This is a genomic window from Arthrobacter sp. D5-1, assembly GCF_017357425.1.
GTDB lineage: Bacteria > Actinomycetota > Actinomycetes > Actinomycetales > Micrococcaceae > Arthrobacter.
The window spans coordinates 4475020-4495528 of record NZ_CP014571.1 but is presented as its reverse complement, the minus strand read 5'-3'; the positions used below and the strand labels follow the sequence as shown (position 1 = coordinate 4495528).

The 20509-nt window shown below is 64.0% G+C and carries 19 protein-coding genes; 10 read left to right on the top strand and 9 right to left on the bottom strand.

The window, feature by feature from the left end; all coding sequences use genetic code 11:
* Window positions 1–25: 25 nt before the first annotated feature.
* Window positions 26–454 (bottom strand): universal stress protein, encoded by a 429-nt coding sequence (locus AYX22_RS20710; protein WP_207595346.1) that lies wholly within the window; start codon window positions 452–454, stop codon window positions 26–28.
* Window positions 451–1758 carry a PLP-dependent aminotransferase family protein gene (locus tag AYX22_RS20705; protein ID WP_207595345.1) on the bottom strand — a complete coding sequence of 436 codons (1308 nt, stop codon included), beginning with the start codon at window positions 1756–1758 and terminating at the stop codon, window positions 451–453. The genes AYX22_RS20710 and AYX22_RS20705 overlap by 4 nt, the downstream gene beginning before the upstream one ends.
* 111 nt (window positions 1759–1869) lie before the next feature.
* Here AYX22_RS20705 and AYX22_RS20700 point away from each other — a divergent pair, with 111 nt between their 5' ends.
* The 3 genes from AYX22_RS20700 to AYX22_RS20690 all read left to right on the top strand — a co-directional run bounded on the left by AYX22_RS20700 (window position 1870) and on the right by AYX22_RS20690 (window position 4367).
* Window positions 1870–2718: an isocitrate lyase/phosphoenolpyruvate mutase family protein gene (locus AYX22_RS20700; protein WP_207595344.1), complete on the top strand. Its 849-nt coding sequence runs from the start codon at window positions 1870–1872 to the stop codon at window positions 2716–2718.
* Between the two features lie 97 nt (window positions 2719–2815).
* Window positions 2816–3847, top strand: a complete 1032-nt coding sequence (locus AYX22_RS20695) for a hypothetical protein (RefSeq protein WP_207595343.1) — start codon at window positions 2816–2818, stop codon at window positions 3845–3847.
* Window positions 3828–4367, top strand: coding sequence for a hypothetical protein (locus AYX22_RS20690; protein WP_207595342.1), 540 nt, complete (start codon window positions 3828–3830; stop codon window positions 4365–4367). Before AYX22_RS20695 ends, AYX22_RS20690 begins: the two co-directional genes overlap by 20 nt.
* A 109-nt stretch (window positions 4368–4476) precedes the next feature.
* On the opposite strand, the gene AYX22_RS20685 is transcribed toward AYX22_RS20690, so the two are convergent.
* The 3 genes from AYX22_RS20685 to AYX22_RS20675 all read right to left on the bottom strand — a co-directional run bounded on the left by AYX22_RS20685 (window position 4477) and on the right by AYX22_RS20675 (window position 6297).
* Entirely contained in the window at window positions 4477–4659 is a 183-nt protein-coding gene (locus AYX22_RS20685; protein WP_207595341.1) for a hypothetical protein, read from the bottom strand.
* 56 nt (window positions 4660–4715) lie between these two features.
* A complete protein-coding gene (locus tag AYX22_RS20680) occupies window positions 4716–5540 on the bottom strand; it encodes a GerMN domain-containing protein (protein ID WP_207595340.1) in 825 nt (274 codons plus the stop codon).
* 190 nt (window positions 5541–5730) lie between these two features.
* Complete coding sequence (locus tag AYX22_RS20675; protein ID WP_207595339.1) at window positions 5731–6297, bottom strand: NAD(P)H-dependent oxidoreductase; 567 nt, start codon at window positions 6295–6297, stop codon at window positions 5731–5733.
* A 125-nt stretch (window positions 6298–6422) separates the two neighbouring features.
* Between AYX22_RS20675 and AYX22_RS20670 the strand changes: the two genes are divergently transcribed.
* The 6 genes from AYX22_RS20670 (at window position 6423) to AYX22_RS20645 (ending at window position 14575) form a co-directional block, all read left to right on the top strand.
* Window positions 6423–7028 (top strand): TetR/AcrR family transcriptional regulator, encoded by a 606-nt coding sequence (locus AYX22_RS20670; RefSeq protein WP_207595338.1) that lies wholly within the window; start codon window positions 6423–6425, stop codon window positions 7026–7028.
* Window positions 7029–7411: 383 nt separating this feature from the next.
* Window positions 7412–8395 (top strand): ABC transporter permease, encoded by a 984-nt coding sequence (locus AYX22_RS20665; protein ID WP_207595337.1) that lies wholly within the window; start codon window positions 7412–7414, stop codon window positions 8393–8395.
* Window positions 8395–9357 (top strand): ABC transporter permease, encoded by a 963-nt coding sequence (locus tag AYX22_RS20660; RefSeq protein ID WP_207595336.1) that lies wholly within the window; start codon window positions 8395–8397, stop codon window positions 9355–9357. Before AYX22_RS20665 ends, AYX22_RS20660 begins: the two co-directional genes overlap by 1 nt.
* A complete protein-coding gene (locus AYX22_RS20655; RefSeq protein ID WP_207595335.1) occupies window positions 9354–11519 on the top strand; it encodes an ABC transporter ATP-binding protein in 2166 nt (721 codons plus the stop codon). The genes AYX22_RS20660 and AYX22_RS20655 overlap by 4 nt, the downstream gene beginning before the upstream one ends.
* Before the next feature lie 76 nt (window positions 11520–11595).
* A complete protein-coding gene (locus tag AYX22_RS20650) occupies window positions 11596–13323 on the top strand; it encodes an ABC transporter family substrate-binding protein (RefSeq protein ID WP_207595334.1) in 1728 nt (575 codons plus the stop codon).
* Window positions 13324–13528: 205 nt separating this feature from the next.
* Window positions 13529–14575, top strand: a complete 1047-nt coding sequence (locus AYX22_RS20645) for a Gfo/Idh/MocA family oxidoreductase (protein ID WP_207595333.1) — start codon at window positions 13529–13531, stop codon at window positions 14573–14575.
* On the opposite strand, the gene AYX22_RS20640 is transcribed toward AYX22_RS20645, so the two are convergent.
* The 3 genes from AYX22_RS20640 to ald all read right to left on the bottom strand — a co-directional run bounded on the left by AYX22_RS20640 (window position 14559) and on the right by ald (window position 17609).
* Window positions 14559–15041, bottom strand: coding sequence for a hypothetical protein (locus tag AYX22_RS20640; protein WP_207595332.1), 483 nt, complete (start codon window positions 15039–15041; stop codon window positions 14559–14561). The two genes, AYX22_RS20645 and AYX22_RS20640, sit on opposite strands and share 17 nt — an antisense overlap.
* A gap of 34 nt (window positions 15042–15075) precedes the next feature.
* On the bottom strand, window positions 15076–16293 hold the full coding sequence (locus AYX22_RS20635) for a hypothetical protein (protein ID WP_207595331.1): 1218 nt from the start codon (window positions 16291–16293) through the stop codon (window positions 15076–15078).
* Window positions 16294–16490: 197 nt separating this feature from the next.
* Window positions 16491–17609, bottom strand: coding sequence for an alanine dehydrogenase (gene ald, locus AYX22_RS20630; protein ID WP_091463716.1), 1119 nt, complete (start codon window positions 17607–17609; stop codon window positions 16491–16493).
* A 208-nt stretch (window positions 17610–17817) separates the two neighbouring features.
* Here ald and AYX22_RS20625 point away from each other — a divergent pair, with 208 nt between their 5' ends.
* The gene (locus AYX22_RS20625; RefSeq protein ID WP_242703432.1) at window positions 17818–19032 is read left to right on the top strand and encodes a helix-turn-helix domain-containing protein; all 1215 of its coding nucleotides are present in this window, start codon (window positions 17818–17820) and stop codon (window positions 19030–19032) included.
* Window positions 19033–19219: 187 nt separating this feature from the next.
* Here the strand turns inward: AYX22_RS20625 and AYX22_RS20620 are convergent, their stop codons facing one another.
* The gene (locus tag AYX22_RS20620) at window positions 19220–20509 is read right to left on the bottom strand and encodes a hypothetical protein (protein ID WP_207595330.1); all 1290 of its coding nucleotides are present in this window, start codon (window positions 20507–20509) and stop codon (window positions 19220–19222) included.

Genomic DNA, 20509 nt, shown 5'->3' with positions numbered 1-20509 from the left:
ACCCGGCGGCGTGATTCAGCTCGCTTTACGGCTGGTCGGTCTTGGCGATGTAGACATCGCAGGGTGCCGTGTGGGCCACGGTGTTTGCCACACTGCCCAGAACCCTGCCCAGGCCCTGCATGCGCCGGTTGCCCACCACGATCAGCCGGGCATCCTGCATTTCGGCTTCCTTCACCAAGGCTTCGCCGGGCTTGCCACGCGCCGCGGAGTAGGTGATGTCCAGGCCCTCATGGGTCAGTCGCTCCGCTACGGTACGGGCCACGGTCTCCGCTTCGGCGGCGTCTGACACGATCCACTTGTCGGTGCCGATCTCAACCACCTCAGTACGGTTGCTGTCGAAAGCGCTGACAACGCGCAGGCTGGCTCCGAGTCCGATGGCCAGCTGCTGGGCGGCCTGTGCTGCCCTCATTGCCGTCTCGCTGCCGTCTACTCCGACAATCACAACTCCGGTCATTGTGCTGCTCCTTCATTGGTGGCTGTGATGGCTTCTGCCAAAACTGGGGCCAGGCGGCGGACGCCTTCGGCAATCGTATCGGGCGGCACTGCGCTGAAGGCCAGGCGGAGCTTGTTGGAGGGGCCGTCGACGGGGGAGAAGGCTGCGCCGGGGATGAAGACGACGCCGGCGTCGATGGCCTTGGCGAGCAAGGGGTACGTGTCCACGCCTTGGGGCAGGGTGACCCAGACGAAGAAGCCGCCGTCCGGGCGGGTCCATGTAAGCCCGGCGGGCATGTACTCATCCAACGCGGAGAGCAGGGCCTCGCACCGCTCCGCGTACAGCGTGCGGTACGTATCGATCTGGCTTTTCCAGTCATAGTCGCGGAGATATGCCGAGACCAGCATCTGGTTCAGTGGCGGCGGGCAGAGCGTCACGGCTTCGGAGGCCAGGTAGAAGCGGCGCTGCAGGTGCGCGGGAACCAGTGCCCAGCCGATCCGGAGGCCGGGAGCGAAGATCTTGGAGAAGGAGCCGAGGTAGATGACATCGTCCGGGTTGGCCGCGCGCATCGGGGCGATGGGATGGCCATCGAAACGCAGGAGTCCGTAGGGGTTGTCCTCCAGGACAATGATGTTCGCGTCCCGGCATATATCGACGATCCGTTGCCTGCGTTCGGCGGCCAGGGTGATCCCGGAGGGGTTGTTGAAGTTGGGGATCGTGTAGAGGAATTTGATGTTCTTTCCCTCTGACTGGAGCGCAGCGATCCTGGCCTCAAGAAGCTCAGGTACCAGGCCGTCGTCGTCCATGTCGATCGGTGCCACCTCGACTTGGTATGCCTCGAACGTGTTCAAGGCGCCCACGTAGGTGGGGTTTTCCACCAGGACCACATCGCCGGGGTTGCAGAAGACCTTGGTGGCCACATCCTGCGCCGACTGTGAGCCGGCGGTGATGACCACATTGCCGGGATCAGCGTCGGTGATGCCCTCTGCCGCCATGATGTCGCAGATCTGGGCACGGAGCTCTTCGGTGCCCTGGCCGCCGCCGTACTGCAGGGCCGTCATGCCTTCCTCGGCGATGATGCGGGCTGCGGTCTGGCCGAGCTTCTCCAACGGCAGCGACTGCAGGTAGGGGTTGCCCCCGGCGAGTGAGACAAGGCCGGGCCGCATCGAGATGTCGAAGACATCGCGGACGGCGGATTGCTTGATGTTGGCGGCCCGCGCGGAGAACAGTTCCTCGTGCGGGTGGGCGGCCGTGGCGGCCCGCTCAATGGCGTCGATGGCTTCAGCGGGCAGCGTTGCGCCGGCATCCAATGTTTCGTGGGTCACAGTGACAGGATACTCCTCGATGTTGCTAATGAGGCAACAGTTGTTTTCGGATCTCTCCCAGTTTGGCAGTCCCCGCTTTACGTCGTGATCGGGAAGGGCTGGAATGTAGCTATGACAGCGCACCGGGGATCCGTGACCAAGGCCGAACAGTTCCACAAACTCCATGATGCAGGGCCTGTGCCGCTGGTGCTGGTGAACGTGTGGGACGCCGCTTCCGCCCGCGTTGTCCAGGAAGCAGGGGCGACGGCGATTGCCACTTCAAGCTCGGCCGTCTCCTGGAGCCTGGGCTTCCGGGACGGGGACCATGTGCCGTGGGGGCTGGCCATGGCCGCGTTGGGTCGCGTTGTTGGCGCCACTACCCTGCCGGTGACCGCGGACATCGAGACGGGCTACGGACGCACCGATGATGAACTGCGGGCAACCGTCCACGCCGTCCTGGACGAGGGTGCTGTGGGCATCAACATCGAGGACTCCGCGGCCGAACCGCTCACCGACATCGCCGAGCAATCGCGTCGCATAGCCCTCATCCGCGCCGTGGCCGATGACCGCAGGATCCCACTGTTCATCAATGCCCGCACGGACACGTATCTGTCCGGACGGTTTCCGGAGGAGGCTTTCGACGAGACGCTGCGGCGTGCCGAGGCCTACCTCACTGCCGGTGCCGATGGCGTCTTCGTGCCCGGCGTCCTGGATCTGCATGTCCTCCATGAACTATCCAGCCGCATACCGGCGCCGCTGAACGCGCTGGCGGGCGTAGGGGCGCCGTCGCCGCTGGAACTGCACGACGCCGGCGTCCGTCGCGTCAGTATCGGCGGCAACACCGCGAAGGCTGCCTACGCCAAGGTGGCCCGGGTTGCGAAGGAGATCCTGGCCGACGGCAACTGGGCCGGCCTCGCCGGCACGCGCAGCCACGACGAGATGGATGCACTCTTTGCGGAGGGGCCCAAGTACAGCTTGTGAACTGATGCAACGCACGACGGCGGAGCCCGCCTTTAATGTCGGACCTCACCGATAGCTTGGGATCTGTAGCAAAGGCCACCACGGCAGGGGAGTACGGATGGCACGACGCAGTGTGCAGTTTTGGCGGATCGAACAGCTGAACGGTGACGAGCTCAGCCGTCCCTTTCCGGCGCGCCGGGTAGTGGAGGTCCTAAAGAAAGCCCAGGATTCCGCGACGGACCGGCATTTCACCAGTGTGGACGGGACTGTGTTGCTCGCGCAGGCGGTGGCATCCTCGCCTCATCCTGTGCTGTTGCTGGACCGTGTCCGGGATACCAACCTGCCGAGTGTCGGCGACGCCCTTGGCCGGCGTAAACCACTCCCGCTGGCTCCCGGCGACCACCTCCTGGAGACCACCTATTTCGCTTTCCTAAAAAGGAACGTCATCGCCGTGCTCACCAGCGGTAACGGGCCCCGGGCATCCCGGATGGGGGAGTACCTCGGAGGGATGCTGGGACTGGAACCCGCACTGGTTCCTGTGGTGAGGGAGGACATCGAGGAAATCCTCACCCGGCTTGAAGTAAGCCGTTTCGAGTTTGCGCTTCCCGCGGAGCGCCTTTCAGGGAAGCTGATGGAAGGTGAATGGGCCGACGTCCTGGAGAGCGCCTCGCGCCTCATGAACGAAGGAACGTTCCGCATTTCCCTGAGCGTGGGCCGTTCCGGGAGGGCGGAGGATAAGCAGCGGATCCGGGATCGTATTCAGCAACTCATCGACCTCTTCCGCCGGGCTGGGTCCGTGGAGCACTTTGACTACGTGGTGGCGGAGGGCAAGGACTCGCTGACAGGTGACCGGGAGGTGGTGGATCTCCTGAAGGAACGGTTCGTTTCACACATCGAGGTTGACCCGGACGTGTTCAACGATCCTCAGAAGTCAGTGGCCGAGGCCATTGCCATCCTCAACAAACAAGCCCGGGACAACGAGGCCTTCTTTGCCAGGACCCTGCCGGACGTCAAGGGCCCTGCTGACTCGAGCCTGGTGCCGGACATCGTTGCGGGCGGAATGACTGCTGTGCGCGAGGCTCTCGCCGCCGCGGCACTCGCTGATGAAGCCGCGGCAGGCGGTGCCGGCCATGAGCTTGTACGAGGTTGATATCGAACGCTCCGGAAGGCGACGGACCCTGTGGCGGTGGTTCCTGCTGCATCCCACTGCCGACTACCTGTGGGCGGTTCTTGCCGTCCTGATCTGGTGGGGCATTACATTGCTGGCGCGTCAGCCGTTGTTGCTGGAAGGGGTTGATGTCGGAACCCGGCGAACCCTCTTCCAAACGCTCGCCACCTTGGCCGGCGCCACGGCCGGGCTGACACTCACCAGTGTTTCCATGCTTATCAACGTGCTGGGCAAGAAAGCCGCGCCGGGCCAGCGGGAACTTCCCCTGGAGAAATTATCGGCAACCCATCGCCGCCAGATCGGTGAGGTGTTCCTGTTCGCCATCCCCGGGCTTGGCCTGCTGCTGATCGCTGCGCTGGTCACCATGGTGCTGGAAGGAGGCGCGCCCACTGGCTTGTGGATTCCTGAGGGTGTGGTGTTCGTACTGGCGTTCGCTTCTGCCTTGGCTTTGTTGCGGGTGGCCTGGGCCCTCCGGAGGGTGCTGGCGATCGCGACTGCGTGATGAAGGTGGCCGATTCTTCGAGGACCGGTCCGGCTCCTTTACCGCCGCGACCACTTCCACGGGTTCCAGCACCCTGAAACTGAAGGTATGTGCGGTAACCAGCACCCGATCACCACGAGACACGGGATTCGGTGAATCGACTTGCGGTCTTCACTCCCCACCGCAGCACCTGCTCCGTGGCGCGTTCCCAAACACCGATGGCTCCCGTGCTCGGAGATATCACCGCAGTGATCTCCGAGCGGCGGTAGCCCGTCGCAGCAGCGGGCCAGACCTGTTCGTCAGGACATGTCATCAAGCGTTTTCCCCCAAAGAGTTGCTCTCCAAAGACTCTGCTCCTCGTACCGCTGCTCACCGTACGCTGAGGGCCTCCGTCAACGTCCTGCCGTTCACATAGATCTCGGCCCGCGACGCACCGCTGGCCGCCACGATGGTCTGCGTCAGTTGCGCCTGGATGCGTGGAATGTCGCATACACCCCCGGGCCGCAGTGACCCGCTGAGGTTCACCACCACGGTGGCCCCGCTCATGTAGCCGGACAGGTAGCGCAGGGAGGAACCGGCCAGGGCATCGTAGAGGGCTGCATCGCTGTCCACCGGCATTCCTGCCTCCAGCAGCCGGCCCAGCGCCACGGTCAGCGGATCCCCGGGAACGGCCATGCCGCGGACGGGAACAAGGCTGTCGTTGCAGCCGAACCGCACGCCACGGGCGCCGCCGTCGTCGATTGCCACGTAGTACACCGCCGGACCGGAGGCATCCACGGTCTTTACCGTGCCGGTTTCTGCAGGCTCCGGAGCGCTGGTGCCCGGTTCGGGTGAAGGCTCGACGGCGGCACGGGGCTGGGTAGGTGCGGCTGCGGAAACGTCCGGGGTGCCCGGGGGAGCGGATGAAGGTGCCGGCGGTGTTGGTGTTGCCGGCGAGGGCGGCGCGGCGGATACGGAAACGGACGGCGTGCCGGGGACTGCGGGGGCAGAAGCCGAGGCAACAGGGCGCGACGCAGAAGGCGTTGCACTCTGTGAGGGTGCCGTCGGCGTCACGGAGACGGTCGGCAAAGGGGCTGCGCCTTCGGGGACAGCAGGATCTGCGGGGACAGTGGTGCAGCCAGCCACTCCCAGGCTGAAGAAGAGGCAGGCAGCCGTGATCGCCGTCGTACTTTTTAGTCCCCGTCCGGCATACATGACAGCCCCGCGCTCCTGTCCACCTGTATCTCCAACGTTAGGCCGGGTGGACGGAACACAACATGCCGCTACGGTGACGGTTCGGACAAGAGTTGGTCACGCTGGGGCTGTCCGGCAGGCCGACAGTCGGCAGGAACGCGAACGCCCCCGCCCCGCACAAAAGCGGAACGGGGGCATTGAAGGCGAAAGACTAGGCTGCTGCTTCTTCGTCCTGGGCGGCGGTCAGCGGCTCGAAGATGCCCTTGATCTGCTCTACGACCTCGGCGTCGTCCTTCGGGTGCAGTTCGGCGAAGCGGATCATCGAACCCGGGACGGCCAGCTTGACGTCTTCCAGGACCTTGGCACCTGCGATGCCGGCTGCTTTGCGGGCCTCGTCCTGGGCCCACACGCCACCGAACTGGCCAAAAGCGGTTCCGACGACGGCGGTCGGCTTGCCGGAGAGGGCGCCGGCGCCGAACGGGCGGGACAGCCAGTCAATGGCGTTCTTCAGCGAGGCGGGCATGGTGCCGTTGTGCTCGGGGGTGACCAGCAGGATGGTGTCGGCGTCGGCTGCTGCGGCGCGGAGTGCGGCGGCTTCGGCGGGGACCTGACCTTCGACGTCGATGTCCTCGTTGTAGAACGGGATGTTGCCCAGCGAGCCGTGGATCTGCACATCAACATTCTCAGGCGCGTTCAGCTGGATGGCTTCGGCGAGCTTCTTGTTGTGGGAATCGGCGCGGAGGCTGCCGACGAGGGTAAGAACGGTGCTCTTGGACATGGTGTCTCCTTGTGTCTGGCCGGGTACCTTGCGGAACCCGACCTGCGGTATCTGGGCTTTGGAGCCTTCATCGATACTAAACGGACTATGGTCCGCTTTCTATTCCCGGGGTCTAGAATATTTCTGTGAGCTCCATCCCTCTTCGGCCGGACGTGCCCCTGGGCGCGCCCCACGAGCGCAGCGATGCCGCCCGAAATCGTGAGCGCCTTCTCAACGCTGCCCGGGACCTGGTGGCTGAGTTCGGCGCGGAAGCACTCACTATGGACGCGCTCGCCTGTAAGGCCCATGTAGGCAAGGGCACTGTCTTCCGCCGGTTCGGCAGCAGGGCGGGGCTCATGATGACTCTGTTGAGCGATTCTGAATCCGAGTTTCAACACGGCTTCATGTTCGGGCCACCGCCGCTGGGTCCAGGCGCCGCCGCAAAGGAACGACTGATTGCGTTCGGCGAAGGGCGGATCTTCTTCGTCCTGGAAAACGGCGAACTCCTGAAGGCGGCGGGTGCTGCCACCCGCAACAGGTTCGATGTCCCCGCAACCAAGCTCTCCCACCGCCACATGGAGATCTTGCTCCGCGAGGCCGGGATTGCTGATCCCTGGGTGATGGCCATGTCCCTGACCTATGCCCTGGACCCTGAGCGCATTGTCGATGACGTCCGAGTGCGCGGCATTTCACCCACGCGCCTCACGGACTCCTGGCGCGAACTGATCACGCGGCTGCTGCCCGCCACCTGACTGCCCGCGGGTGGGCCGCGCTCCGCCACTGCCGGCCGCGCTCCGCCACTGCCGGCCGCGCAACCCGCCGCCCCGCTCTGTTAGCGCCCCCATTGCCGCTACTTCAGGCGCATAAGTGCCATTGGCGTCGGTAACGTGACGCAGTCTGCACATAACAATCTGGCTGCAGGCGGGAAACTGGACGCGAGGAAGCAAAACGTGAAGCAGTTATTGTGGTAGTTTCCTCTTGAATGTGACGCATGCCATACAGGGCTGGTGATCACTGAAGGGGTGTGGGGGACCCAAGAACCCGCTGCATCAATTCGTAGCTGACGCCGGCCACAGCCGGGAACCGCGGAAGGACGAGCATTGAGTTTTGCCACGATTCGGGGCAGCCGCCCGACATGCTGAAATATCTGATGAAGCGGTCGGGCATCTACCTGATCATGATCTTCCTGACCACCAGCGCCGGGTATTTCCTGGCAGTCTCCTCCCTCAAGCCGGCGGTTCTGGAGCAAGAGAAAATTCCGCGGCCAACCCCGGAACAGGTAGCAGCGTCATTCCGTGGACTGGGACTTGACCCGGAGTTAAACCCCTGGGAACGGTACATTCAGTGGCTTGGCGGCATCGTCACCCGCTGGGACTGGGGACGCAGCCCCAACGGCGCATTCGTCAACGCCGAGTTCGCGGACCGCGTGATGGTCTCCACCCGGCTGTTCATCGCCTCCATCATCCTGACCCTGGTCATCGGCGTCGCACTCGGTGTCTATTCCGCCGCACGCCAGTACAAGTTCCAAGACCGTGTCATCACGTCCTACAGCTACCTGGTCCACATCCTCCCAGCGCCCATCGCCTACTTCCTGGTGCAGCTCGGCGCCATCAGCATCAACGAGGCCGTTGGGGAGCGCATCTTCTTCGTGACGGGAATTTCGACGCCGGGAATCGACCCTGGCTGGCCGGCTTTCGTGGACTTGGTTGCCCACTACGCCGTGCCCACCTTCGCGATGACCATCTTTGGTTGGGCCGGTTACCAGATCGCCCAGCGGCAGTACCTCCTGGACAACGTCAATGCCGACTTTGTCCGCACAGCACGGGCCAAGGGGCTCACCCGCAACCAGGCCATCCGAAAGCACGCCCTGCGCGTCTCCTTCATCCCGGTCGCCCAGAGCATCGCGTTCACCATCCCGGCGATCTTCACCGGCGGCTTCTTCGCCGAGGCCATCTTCGCGTGGCCGGGCATCGGCCTCTGGAGCATCCAGGCGATCAGCCTGCAGGATGTCAACGTCGCCACCGCCACGCTGGCCTACGGCTCCGTGATCTTCGCGATCGGGGCCATCCTTGCCGACTTCGCCACCACGCTGGTCGATCCACGAGTGAGGGTCCAGTAATGACCAACATCATCGATCCCATTGCGGAAATCGACGAATCCCGGGTCGGCGACCAGGACGTCGTCATCGGCAAGTCCCGCATCATCTTCCGTCGCTTCATGCGGAACCGTACCGCCGTCGCCGGGTTGTTCATCTTCCTCGCGTTGTTCCTCTTCTCGATTTTCGGCGGGTTCCTGACGTCGTGGGACAAAGACACGCTTGATCCGTTGAACATTGGTATGCCGCCCTCGCCGGACCACCTGCTGGGCACCACGCAGGCCGGCATCGACCTCATGGCGCTCATTGTGGACGGCACACGGACTTCCATCCTCATCGGCTTGATCGTGGGCGGCATTTCCGTGCTGATTTCCGCGGTGTATGGCTGCACCATGGCCTTCTTCGGCGGCAAGGTGGACGCCACCATGCTGTTCATCCTCGAAGCACTCATCATGATGCCCGCCATCCTGGTGGTGGCCGTTGCAACCAGCGGCAGCGGTGGTCTGAAGGACCTCCCCAGCTGGCTCCTGCTCGTCGTCGTCCTGCTGTTCTTCAGCTGGATGGGAACTGCCCGCCTGGTGCGTTCGCTGTCGTTGTCGCTCATGCAGCGCGATTACGTCAAAGCCGCCAAGTACATGGGCGTCCCGTCCCGCCGCATCGTGTGGCGCCACCTGGTTCCGAACATTGGCTCATTGCTGGTGCTCGATTTCACCCGCGGCATCACCGGCGCAATCCTGGCCGAAGTTGCGTTCTCCTTCATCGGCATCGGCATCAAACTTCCAGACGTCAGCCTGGGTGTCCTGATTGGCCAGGCCACGGGCCAAGTGTCCTCCTTCCCGTGGATGTTCTGGGTGCCGCTGACTGTCATGTTCCTGCTGACCGGATCGTTGGCCATGATGAACGACGGCCTCCGCGACGCCTTCGACCCCAGCTCCAGCTCCATCGGCCGGGCGAAGACCAAGACCGCAAAGAAGGTCAACAAATGAGCACCAACATCTCCCACACGCCGGCCGAACGCCTCCGTGACGCTGGACTTTACGCTCCCGGCGACGCCGTCCTCAGCGTTCGCGACCTCAACGTTCGCTTTAACTCCGAAAACGGCGTGGTCCATGCTGTCCGCGGAGTGGATTTCGACCTCATGCCCGGCAAGACCCTGGGCATCGTGGGTGAGTCCGGCTCCGGCAAGTCCGTGACGTCCATGGCCGTCATGGGACTGCTCCCCGAAACCGCGGACATCACCGGCTCCGTGCGCTTCAAGGGCAAGGAGCTCCTTGGCCTGTCTGACAAAGCCATGTGCAAGCACCGCGGCAGTGACATTGCCATGGTGTTCCAGGATCCGCTGTCCTCGCTGACGCCCGTCTACACGGTGGGCAACCAGATCATTGAGGCGCTGACGGTCCACAATCCCACCATGAGCAAGCAGGCCAAAGAAGCCCGCGCCGTCGACCTTCTACGCATGGTGGGCATCCCGAGCCCTAAGGACAGGCTGAAGGCCTTCCCACATGAGTTTTCCGGTGGCATGCGCCAGCGCGTCATGATCGCCATCGCGATTGCCAACGATCCTCGGGTGCTCATCGCTGATGAACCCACGACGGCGTTGGACGTCACCATCCAGGCGCAGGTGCTGGAAGTCCTGCACACGGCGCAGGAGGAGACCGGCGCCGCCGTCGTCATGATCACCCATGACCTCGGTGTCGTAGCGGGCATGGCCGACGACATCATGGTGATGTACGCGGGCAAGCCGGTGGAGACCGGCACTGTGGAGGACATCTACTACAACCCCCGGATGCCATATACCTTGGGCCTGCTCGGGGCCGTGCCGCGTGTGGATACCTCGGGCAAGCAGTCGCTGGTGCCCATCGAAGGGACCCCGCCCAACCTGGCGTTGCCCGTCACTGGATGCTCCTTCGCCGCTCGGTGCCCGATGGTGAGCGATGCCTGCCTTCAGGGCGAACCGGAACTGTTCCCGGTGCCCGGAGTTGAAGGTCAGACTTTGGGTCACAAGGCAGCCTGCATTAAGGCAGACCAGCTCAGCGGCGACGCTGACGCCCACAAGATTTTCCACGCGCCGCCCAAGCCGGTGTCAAAGTTCGACGGCGTTGCCCGCGTCGAGCGCGACAAGGTCCTGGAACTCAAGGATGTAAAAAAGCACTTCCCGCTGCTCAAGGGTGCCCTGATCAAGCGGCGGATCGGCACGGTCAAGGCCGTGGACGGGCTGAGCTTCGACATCCGCGAGGGCGAGTGCGTCTCCATCGTGGGCGAGTCCGGTTGCGGTAAGACCACCACGCTCCTGGAGATCATGGAATTCCACCCGGATCAGATGGGCGAAGTCATCATCGGGGGCGTCAGCAACAAAGTGGCTACCGACCACAAGACCAAGATGGCCATGCGCAAGCAAATGCAGATGGTTTTCCAGGACCCCACCGGCGCCCTGGATCCACGCTTCACCGTGTATGAAGTCCTGGCTGAGCCCTTGGAAAACCTCGGGATGCCCAAGGCCGCCATCAAGAAACGCATCATGGAACTCATGAAGCTGGTGGGCCTGCAGCCTGACCACGTGAACCGCTTCCCCAACCAGTTCTCCGGCGGCCAGCGCCAGCGTATCGGCATAGCCCGGGCTCTGGCGGTCAATCCCAAGCTCGTGGTCCTGGACGAGCCGGTTTCTGCCTTGGACGTCTCCGTCCAAGCCGGAGTTATCAACCTGTTGGACAAGCTCCGGGCCGAGTTGGGGCTGAGCTACCTGATGGTGGCCCACGACCTCTCCGTGGTCCGCCACATTTCAGACCGGGTTGCCGTGATGTATCTGGGCAAGATCGTGGAGACCGGCGACGTAGACGATGTCTTCGACAATCCGCGCCACCCTTACACCCGGGCGCTTTTGTCCGCCATCCCGGTGCCCGACCCGAACCTGGAACGTACCCGCGAACGCATCATCCTGCAGGGTGACCTTCCCAGCCCGCTTGATGCTCCCAAGGGATGCAATTTCGCCACCCGTTGTCCCGTGTTCGCCGCACTACCTGCCGCAAAGCAGGAGAAGTGCCTTACTCTGGAGCCGCCATTGGCTTCTGAGAAGGAAGGCGCGCAGGACTTCGCCTGCTTCTTCCCGGACGGAGAGCTGGATGCCGACATGCTGGTGGTGCATGCCTGACGACATATGAAGCATTGAATACATCCCTGGTCTCAACTCGCAAAGATATTTCAGTCGTAAACACGAAGGGCAAACCATGAAGAAGTACACGACGATTGGCGGCGTAGCGCTCGTAGCAACGCTCATGCTGACCGCTTGCGGCGGGGGAACGCCGTCGGGTCCGGCCTCGCAGAAGGCAGAAGAAAGTGGCGGCGACATCAGCAAGCTGATCAGCGTCAACGCCAAGGAAGCAAAAGATCTTGAGCAGGGCGGCACTGTCACCCTGGGCGTGGGCAGCATTGGACCGGACTTCAATGGTTTCTCCAATGTCGGCAACAGCGCGGATACTTCTGCACTGCTGACACCGGTCAACCCGGCTGCCATCAGCAGCGGTGGAATCGGTGGCTGCTGGAAACTGGATTTCAGTGGCAAGGCAGAGCCCAACAAGGACTTCTGCGAAGAGGTCAAGAGCGAAGTCAAGGATGGCAAGCAGACCATCACCATCAAGGTCAACGAGAAGGCCACCTGGAACGATGGCACACCGATCGACGTCAAGACGTTCCAGAACACTTGGAACATGTTGAAGGGTGAAGACAAGGCCATCGACATTGTCACGGCAGGCAACTACGCCTTCGTTGATTCGGTCGAGGCCGGCGCCAACGACAAGGAAGTCGTTGTTACCACCACCCAGCCTGTCTACCCGCTGGACTCACTCTTCTTCGGATTGATCCACCCGGCCAATAACTCCGCGGAGACCTTCAACACCGGTTTCGCGGGCAACATGCACCCCGAGTGGATGGCCGGCCCGTTCAAGGTTGAAAACTACGACACCACCGCCAAGACGGTCACCATGGTTCCGAACGAGAAGTGGTGGGGCCAGAAGCCGGTCCTCGAGAAGGTCATCTGGCGCCAGATGGAGCCGAGTGCAACCATCGCCGCTTTCAAGAACGGCGAAATCGACGCAGCCAACGGCCGCACCCTGGGGCGCTACAAGCAGCTCGAAGGGACCACCGACTCCGAGATCCGTCGTGGCCAGCGCCTGTTCGCAGGTGGCTTGAACCTGAACGCCAAGCGCCCTGCCCTCACCGACGTTGCCGTGCGTAAGGCGATCTTCACCGCCGTCGACCGCAAGGCCATCCGCGATGTCCGCTTCAACGGCCTGAACTGGTCCGAAGAGAGCTCAGGTTCCATGATGCTCATGCCGTTCTCCGAGTACTACCAGGACAACTACCCCGTGAAGGACACCGGAGCAGATGCAGCCAAGAAGGTCTTGACCGACGCTGGCTACACGGCCAACGACAAGGGCATCATGGCGAAGGATGGCGTCCCGGTCGCCTTCAAGATCACCAACTTCGGTGACGACCCCACTACCGCTGCCACCTCCCAGACCCTGCAGAAGCAGCTCCAGGCCGCCGGCATGGATGTTTCCATCGACCAGCGCGGCGACGCTGACTTCGGCAAGGTTGTTGGCTCACGCGAGTTCGATGTCACCATCTCCGGGTACACCGTTGGCCCGGACGCTACCGACGCTGTGAAGCAGTACTACGACTCCGAGACCAACGAAAATGGCTTGGGCGACGCTGAACTTGATGCCGAGATCAAGCGACTTTCGAGCATCGCGGATGACGCCGAGCGCAACAAGGCCGCCATGGAGGTAGAGAAGAAGCACATGGAGAAGTACTTCTCCATGGGCGTCGTGATGAACGGCCCGGAGATCCAGTTCGTGCGCAAGGGGCTGGCCAACTACGGCCCGTCCCTGTTCCAGAGCCTCTCCAACGTTCCGGACTGGACCACCCTCGGCTGGGAAAAGGGCGCCAAGAAGTAGCCTCCCCGCTGTAGTTGTCCAAGATGTAGTTTCCAGAAGGCCGGGAACATCCCCAACCTGTTCATCGGGTCGGGGAGGTTCCCGGCCTTCGCCGTCCCCACGCTCTCTCACGTCCCGCGTGCTTGGGTCGGACTCTCTCTCACCCGGTGATAGAGGGTTGGCGTGAAAGGGCTGTTATGTGAGAGAGGGTCGGTAGCCTAGGGTCATGACTTCCCAGCCGATCCGTACCGCCGTGGCAGGTTTTGGCCTGTCGGGCAGCGTCTTCCACGCGCCCTTCATTGCCAGCAACCCTGCATATGAGCTTGCCGTCATCTCCACCTCGGACGAGTCGCGCCAAGCCAAGGCCAAGGACCGCTACCCGCAGGCCACCATTGTCAGCACGCCGGAGGACATCCTGGCGCTGGCTGACCAGCTGGACCTCATCGTCCTGGGCACACCGCCCGCAACCCATTTCCCGCTCGCGAAAGCCGCGCTGGAAGCCGGGCTCGACGTCGTCGTGGACAAACCGTTCACGGTCCGCAGCGCCGAGGGCGAGGAACTGATCCGACTGGCGGCGAAATTGGGCCGTGTCCTCACCGTGTACCAAAACCGGCGCTGGGACGGCGACTCGCTCACCGTCAGGAAATTGCTCGACGCCGGAACGCTGGGGACAGTGACCAGGTTCGAGGTGGGAATGGAGCGTTGGGCGCCGGAGATTGCCAAAGCCTGGAAGGCCAGTGCTACTGCGGAAGACGGCGGCGGTGTCCTGTTCGACCTCGGCACCCACGTTCTTGACCTGTGCCTGCAGTTCTTTGGTCCAGCCACCGTCACCTACGCGGAAATCCAGGCGCGCCGTCCCCAGGAAAGCGTCGATGACGATGTCTTCCTGGCACTCCGGCACCAGTCCGGCGTGGTCAGCCATGTCACCATCAACCTGACCAGCCACCTGCACGGCCCGCGCTTCCGCGTCCTCGGCACCGAGGGTGGCTTCGTGAAGTTCGGCACCGACCCCCAGGAGCCCTACGTGCTGGGAGGCGGGCTCCCTACGGACGCGCGGTACGGCGTCGAACCCGCAGAAAACCATGGCACGCTGGAACTGAACGGGCAGCGCATCCAAGTCCCCACAGAGCGTGGCGCCTACCCCGAGTTCTACCGGATTCTGGCGGAAAAGCTCGACGACGGCGGCACAGCCTCGGCGCTTCCCTTGCCTGTTGATCCGGACGGCTCCGTTGCGGTGCTGAAGCTGATTGAGCAGGCTAGGACGCTGGCGTAACGTCCGCGCTGGCAACCAGCGAGTAGATGGCCTTGAGGTCGTCGTTGCCTTCAGTGGGCTGGCAACTGCCCGTCAGCTGGACAATATCCGCTGCGGTCTCGTGGTGAACTACCGTGACGGCGGTGAACTGGGCCAGCGAGCCGGCCTGCGGATGCGTGTAGCGTGCTTCGCGTACGTGCCAATCCCGGCCATTGATCACCACCGGCTCCGTGCCCAGCAGAACTGCATCCGGCAAGGCGTCCAGGAACGAGTCCACGGACGCGGCGATGTCCCTGAGCTGATAGCCGGGCAAGCGGCGCGACACGGAAATCACCACATTCGCCGTGTAGCGTCCTTCCGCAGCGGGTGCCATCAGGGCGCCCACCGCATCGGGGACAACTTGCTGGGACCATCCCGCGGGCGCGTTGAGTTTGATGGAGGGGTAGGCGGGGAACTCGGCGGATGGGAAAACCTGGTGCGATGTCATGGGAGCCCTTTCGGAGCGCTGTCAGTGCAGGAAGCTATTTGCTGAGGAAGTCGACGAACCCGGTCACTGAATCAACGAACCCGGACGGGCTGATGGTGATCTGGCCACCTGCTCCCAGTCCCAGCTCCGCAGTGATCTTGGCACCCGCGCCGAGGGTCAGTCCGTCTTCGTCCATGGAAGCCGTAAAGAAGTGACCCTCCCCGGCTCCGGCGGCAACTGTCGCGTTGAGGGTCAGCGTCTGGCCCAAAACTTCGACGTACCGGCTCCCGGTCAGTTCCGCTCCGGCACCTGCGCTGAAGGCTGTACCGGTTGTCTCGCTGCCCTTGACGCTCAGCTCGCCTTCGCCGGCGCTTGCCCAGGCACCGGCGCGCAGTTCTCCGCCCTGCCCCAGGGAGAACAGCCCTCCGGCGAAGTCGGTCTTGTTATCCATCGTGACCTTCTGACCGGCAAAACCCTCACCGCCCGCAGAAAACAGGAATGGGCTGGTCGCTTCGGCGTGTGCGCTGGCCTCTACTCCGGTCATCATTCGCGTGGTAGAGGTGTTGGTGACCCAGCCATCGAAGAAGTCGGACCGCACGGTGGTGGTGTTCTCGGCCCCTGCAAAAGCTTCGCCGGTGGCGCTGGCATGGGGGAGTCGCAGCCCGGAGGGCACGCTTGCATCGAACTCGCCGTTGGCGCGCGCTCCGATGAATGTTTCGTTGGTGACAGTGGTGTCCACCGGCCCGTATCCGGATTCCGCTGTCCACGTCATCTCACCGCCAGTGGACGCGTCACCGGAGCCACCAATCGCGATTCCGCCCGGCCCCATGGATCCGTGCGTTTCGCCCGATGCCTGACTGTCGAATCCGCCATTGCCTTCCACAGTGACCGGACCGAAGGTGGTGGGATCAAAAGTGAATCCCAGCGGCCCTGAGGGGCTTCTGCCCTTTCCGTCGCCAAGCCCCCGTCCCGCCCCGCCCAGCGAGGCTTGCTCCTGCTGGTCGGCATTGAGTTTCAGGGCGCGGGCGTTGTCCTTGAGGCAAACCGCTGCCGCACCGAGCCGTCCGTACAGCTGGCTGTGCCAGTTGCTGCGGAATTGCTCGGCATCGTTTCCCCGCCAATAGTGGCCATTCTGGATGAGCACATTGAGCTGCTGTTGAAGTGTGGTGATCTTCTCAGCTTCGGAGTCCATCACTGCCGAGAGTCGGCGGAGATCACCGACGTCGGCGCCTACCAGTCCCTGCCCCATTATGTACTCAGCCCCATCACGCATCCCCTGAACGTAGCGACATTGGTAAAAACCTGCGGACCAGTCGTGGCACCAGGCGTCTCCCGAGCATAACTACTGCGGAACAGGGCTGCCATGGGGAGAACTACCGGGGTGGATAACGGTGCGGGTTAAACCGCGACGGCGGGGTGCGGCTTCGTGTGGAAGCCGCACCCCGCCGTCGTGTTTGTCAGGCCTTGGAACTACGCGGAGACCAGGGTGTGCCAGTCGTTGACGAGGGGCAGGTTGTGCGCCTCGGAAACGGAGTGGTGTGCCACGTGGCCGGCGGCGATATTGAGGCCGGCAGCCAGCGCGGGGTCGCGGTCGAAGGCAGCCTTGACGCCCAGGTTGGCCAGTGCCACGGCGTAGCGCAGGGTGACGTTCGTCAGTGCGTACGTGGAGGTGTTGGGAACAGCGCCAGGCATGTTGGCAACGCAGTAGAAGATCGAGTTGTGGACCTTGTACGTCGGTTCCTGGTGGGTGGTGGGGTGCGTGTCCTCGAAGCAGCCGCCCTGGTCAACAGCGATGTCCACCAGGACCGAGCCCGGCTTCATGCGGGCAACGAGCTCGTTGGTGACCAGCTTGGGAGCCTTGGCGCCCGGGATCAGGACGGAACCGATGACGAGATCTGCATCGATGACTGACTTCTCGATCTCGTAGGCGTTGGAGGCAACGGTCTTCAGGCGGCCCTGGTAGAGGGCGTCGAGTTCACGCAGCCGGTTGATGTTGATGTCCATGATGGTGACATCAGCACCAAGGCCCAGCGCCATGGCAGCGGCGTTGGTTCCTGCAACGCCGGCGCCGAGGACAACAACCTTGGCCGGGCGGACACCCGGTACGCCGCCCAGGAGGACGCCCTTGCCACCGGCGGGAGCCATCAGCGAGGAAGCGCCCACCACGACGGACAGGCGGCCTGCTACCTCGGACATCGGAGCGAGCAGCGGAAGGGTGCGGCCTTCCTGCACGGTTTCGTAAGCGATGGCCGTGACGCCGGAGTTGATGAGCTCGGCGGTGAGCTCCGGTTCTGCGGCGAGGTGCAGGTAGGTGAAGAGGATGAGGCCCTTGCGGAAGCGGTGGTACTCGGCCGCGATGGGCTCCTTGACCTTCATGACCATGTCCGCACGGCCCCAGACGTCGTCAGCTTCGTTGACGATTTCGGCGCCGGCGATCGAGTATTCCTCGTCGGTGATGCCCGAGCCGAGGCCTGCGCCACGCTCAACCAGAACGGTGTGTCCGTGGGTGCGGAATTCGTGGACACCTGCGGCCGTGATGGCTACGCGGAACTCGTTGTTCTTGATTTCTTTGGGGACGCCGATGATCATCTGTGGGCTCCATCGTTAGCGGCCTTTTCGGCCGAAAATGTGTTGCGGGCTGTGATTCCAGAATAAATCCGGCTGTGAGGCAGGCGACATGGGTTTTGCCGCGGACAGGCGGAGGCGCCCCGGAAACTCAAGGATCTTCACCTCTGCAGCTCGACATTTGTCGAGCCCTGGAGCGTCAGGTGTCGCCTGCTGTTGGTACGCTTTCCTGATGCAGCAGGACGTGGAACAGATCGTTGAACGCGTGGCGTTGAAGCTGGGCCGCGGCCTGTCCCTCGAAGACCTCGACGGCGTCCTCCTCGCGTACAGCTCCAACCAGTCGCACGCCGACCGCGTCCGCGTGAACTTCCTCCTCAGCAAGCGTGTCCCCAGCGACGTCAGCGTGTGGCAACTGTCCCACGGCATCGCCACGGCGGTGCGTCCCGTCGTCGTTCCCGCCAACGAGGAACTCGGAATGTTGGGCCGCGTCTGCGTGCCGCTCCTGGTGCGCGGCTTCCGCGTGGGCTACTTGTGGGTCCAGCTGGACGTTGAAGAGCAAAGTCCGACGGCGATACTCGCCGAGTTGCCCGGCGTGCGTGATGAGTTGGACCTGTTGGCGGGTTTGCTCCTTGATTCCAACACTGCAGAGTCGGAATTCCGGCGCAGGCGTGAGCAGGAGTTCCTCTCGGCCTGCAGTGGCGAATCGAATGCCGTGGCGGCCGTGGCCGGGTGGAAGGAGATCCAAGGCCGCGGTCCATGGCAACTGGTGACCATCCTGGACGCGGACGGCGCGAGGTCCGACGTCGATCCCCTCGCCGCAACCCTGACGCACCGAACAGCTGCACTGCAGTCCACCATCGGCGTCAACGCTGCGTTGTTCAGCGCCGGAACGGAGACGCATTCCGTGGTCCTGTTTCGAGAGTCCGGTGGTCGGGCGGACCACGCCCAGGTGCTGGTCCACTATCAACTGGAACTCGCCAAGCGCTCCGGCAGGGCGGTGGACCGGGTGATCCTGGGCATCAGCGAGCCGTTCCAGGTGATCCGGCAGCTCGCAGGAGCGTACCGGCAGTCCAAGGTTGCAGCGCAGGCTGCCGCCGTCGATCAACCCCTCGGCGAGCTCGTGGACAGCCGGTCCGTAGGCGTCTATCAGCTCTTCGACCGCTTGCTGGCACCCGGAGGTTGGGACGACACAGGTTCCGTGCACTTCCGAACGCTGGAGGACCAGGACAAGAACGGCGAACTCCTGCCCGTCCTGGAACTCCTCTATGACAGTGATGGTTCAGTGCAGGACGTCGCGGCCAAACTCCATCTCCACAGGAGCAGCATCTACAACAGGCTCGGCCGGATCCGGCAGCTCATCGGCGCTGACCCGTTGAGCGGAGCGATCCGCGTCGAATTGCACGCTGCCTTGAAAGCCCGCCGCTGGGCCGGCCGGCCGCGGATCTGAGGTTGTCAAGAACAATGAGCAGGCGCCCGGTGCGGGCGCCTGCTCATTGGCATGGTCTTGCTTTACGGCCGCCTCAGCCGCTGGCAGCTCCAGCGGCCCAATCGACGCCGGAACGTGGCCGTCCGGCTGCTGCTGCAGTACCGGCTGTGCCATCCCACATGCGTGGTGGTGCGTGGCAAGCGGGTGCTCATTTGAGGGTGTCCTTTGCCGCGTCAAGGATTTCTTCAAGTGCCGTCCCGGAGGGCTGCGGCGCGGTGGCCGCACTGGGCTTGCCCGAGGGCTTGGGTTTGGTGGTCTGCGTGGGAGTCCCCGTCGGCGTGGGGGTAGGAGCCGGCGTGGGTGTGACCGTCGGTGTGGTTGTGGGCGTCGGCGTCGTGGGTGGCGTGGTGATCGTGTCCGACGGCACCTCGCTGGGTGCCGGCGCCGGCTGGGTTGGGATCGGGCTGGCGGTGGCCGGGTCCGCGGCGATGGTTGACGGCACTGCGGACGGGACCCATACGGGGTCGGCCAAGGAAACTTTCGGGGTGGGAACCGACGACGGCGCCCCTGGTGCGGGTGCCTCCGGAACCGTGGCCGGTTGGCCGCCTGCCGACGTCGCAGCAGCTGACGCGGAGGGCGATGATGCCCTTGAATAGGAGGCGCTGGGCGCGGGAGCCGCGGAGCCTGAATTCCGGTCGGCGCCGCTGGCTTCCTGGGAGGGGGTCTCCTGGCCGAAGAATGGCAGCTCGAGGGCCTGCCCCAGGGTACCGGCTGTCAGGACCAGCCCGAGGGCGCCGGCCACCACGGCCATGCGCTGGCTCATGTGTTTGACGGATGCAGCTTTCCGCAGGACCGTATGGGGTTCCCGGCCCGGCGAAGAGCCGCCAAAACCCGACTTGGCGGCCGTGGGCGCAGCTGCCGGTTTGCGTAGGTCCTTGCGGCTCGCCAGTGCTGCCGAGGCCGTTGCGGCCGCCGCGACCTGGGCAGGGGACTTGCCCCGCGGTGGCTCAGTGCGGGCGGACTCGGCCACCACCGGAATGGCGGCAGTTACGGGCTCCGGGGTGTCGGGTTCCTGAGAACCGTGGTTCGGGGCGGCCTGCTGCACGATGGGAATGGCCGCGGTAGGAGGCCCTGGCGTAGTGGAGGCCGGAGCTGCAGCCTGTGCTGCCTCCACGACGGGAATCGCCGCAGTTGCGGGTTCCTCCTGTGCGGCCGTTTCCGGTGCCGGCTGCGAGGCCGGTGCTTCAGGCGCGATCACGGCCCGTGCCGCACGCTCCCGCTCGGCCGCGCGCGCGGCTGCACGCGTGGTGGGTGTTGCGACGGCTGGGATAGCCGCGGTGGCGGCCTCCGGCGTCGTGCTTGTCGTTCCGGGTGCGGCCACAGTGTCTGGCTGCGCGCTGAGGGGGGATCCGCTGGGGTGGGCCCGACGGCGTCCGGTTGGCTTGGTGCGCCCGCGTTCAGTCTCGGCGCGGCGCGGCTGATCCATGGTTGGGGACAT

Coding starts and splice junctions, on each gene's coding strand:
- AYX22_RS20690 (WP_207595342.1), top strand. CDS start 3,828: ATGAGCTTGTACGAGGTTGATATCGAACGCTCCGGAAGGCGACGGACC.
- AYX22_RS20640 (WP_207595332.1), bottom strand. CDS start 15,041: ATGACATCGCACCAGGTTTTCCCATCCGCCGAGTTCCCCGCCTACCCC.
- AYX22_RS20675 (WP_207595339.1), bottom strand. CDS start 6,297: ATGTCCAAGAGCACCGTTCTTACCCTCGTCGGCAGCCTCCGCGCCGAT.
- AYX22_RS20650 (WP_207595334.1), top strand. CDS start 11,596: ATGAAGAAGTACACGACGATTGGCGGCGTAGCGCTCGTAGCAACGCTC.
- AYX22_RS20655 (WP_207595335.1), top strand. CDS start 9,354: ATGAGCACCAACATCTCCCACACGCCGGCCGAACGCCTCCGTGACGCT.
- AYX22_RS20685 (WP_207595341.1), bottom strand. CDS start 4,659: ATGACATGTCCTGACGAACAGGTCTGGCCCGCTGCTGCGACGGGCTAC.
- AYX22_RS20625 (WP_242703432.1), top strand. CDS start 17,818: ATGCAGCAGGACGTGGAACAGATCGTTGAACGCGTGGCGTTGAAGCTG.
- AYX22_RS20620 (WP_207595330.1), bottom strand. CDS start 20,509: ATGTCCCCAACCATGGATCAGCCGCGCCGCGCCGAGACTGAACGCGGG.
- AYX22_RS20680 (WP_207595340.1), bottom strand. CDS start 5,540: ATGTATGCCGGACGGGGACTAAAAAGTACGACGGCGATCACGGCTGCC.
- AYX22_RS20645 (WP_207595333.1), top strand. CDS start 13,529: ATGACTTCCCAGCCGATCCGTACCGCCGTGGCAGGTTTTGGCCTGTCG.
- AYX22_RS20665 (WP_207595337.1), top strand. CDS start 7,412: ATGCTGAAATATCTGATGAAGCGGTCGGGCATCTACCTGATCATGATC.
- ald (WP_091463716.1), bottom strand. CDS start 17,609: ATGATCATCGGCGTCCCCAAAGAAATCAAGAACAACGAGTTCCGCGTA.
- AYX22_RS20635 (WP_207595331.1), bottom strand. CDS start 16,293: ATGCGTGATGGGGCTGAGTACATAATGGGGCAGGGACTGGTAGGCGCC.
- AYX22_RS20700 (WP_207595344.1), top strand. CDS start 1,870: ATGACAGCGCACCGGGGATCCGTGACCAAGGCCGAACAGTTCCACAAA.
- AYX22_RS20710 (WP_207595346.1), bottom strand. CDS start 454: ATGACCGGAGTTGTGATTGTCGGAGTAGACGGCAGCGAGACGGCAATG.
- AYX22_RS20695 (WP_207595343.1), top strand. CDS start 2,816: ATGGCACGACGCAGTGTGCAGTTTTGGCGGATCGAACAGCTGAACGGT.
- AYX22_RS20660 (WP_207595336.1), top strand. CDS start 8,395: ATGACCAACATCATCGATCCCATTGCGGAAATCGACGAATCCCGGGTC.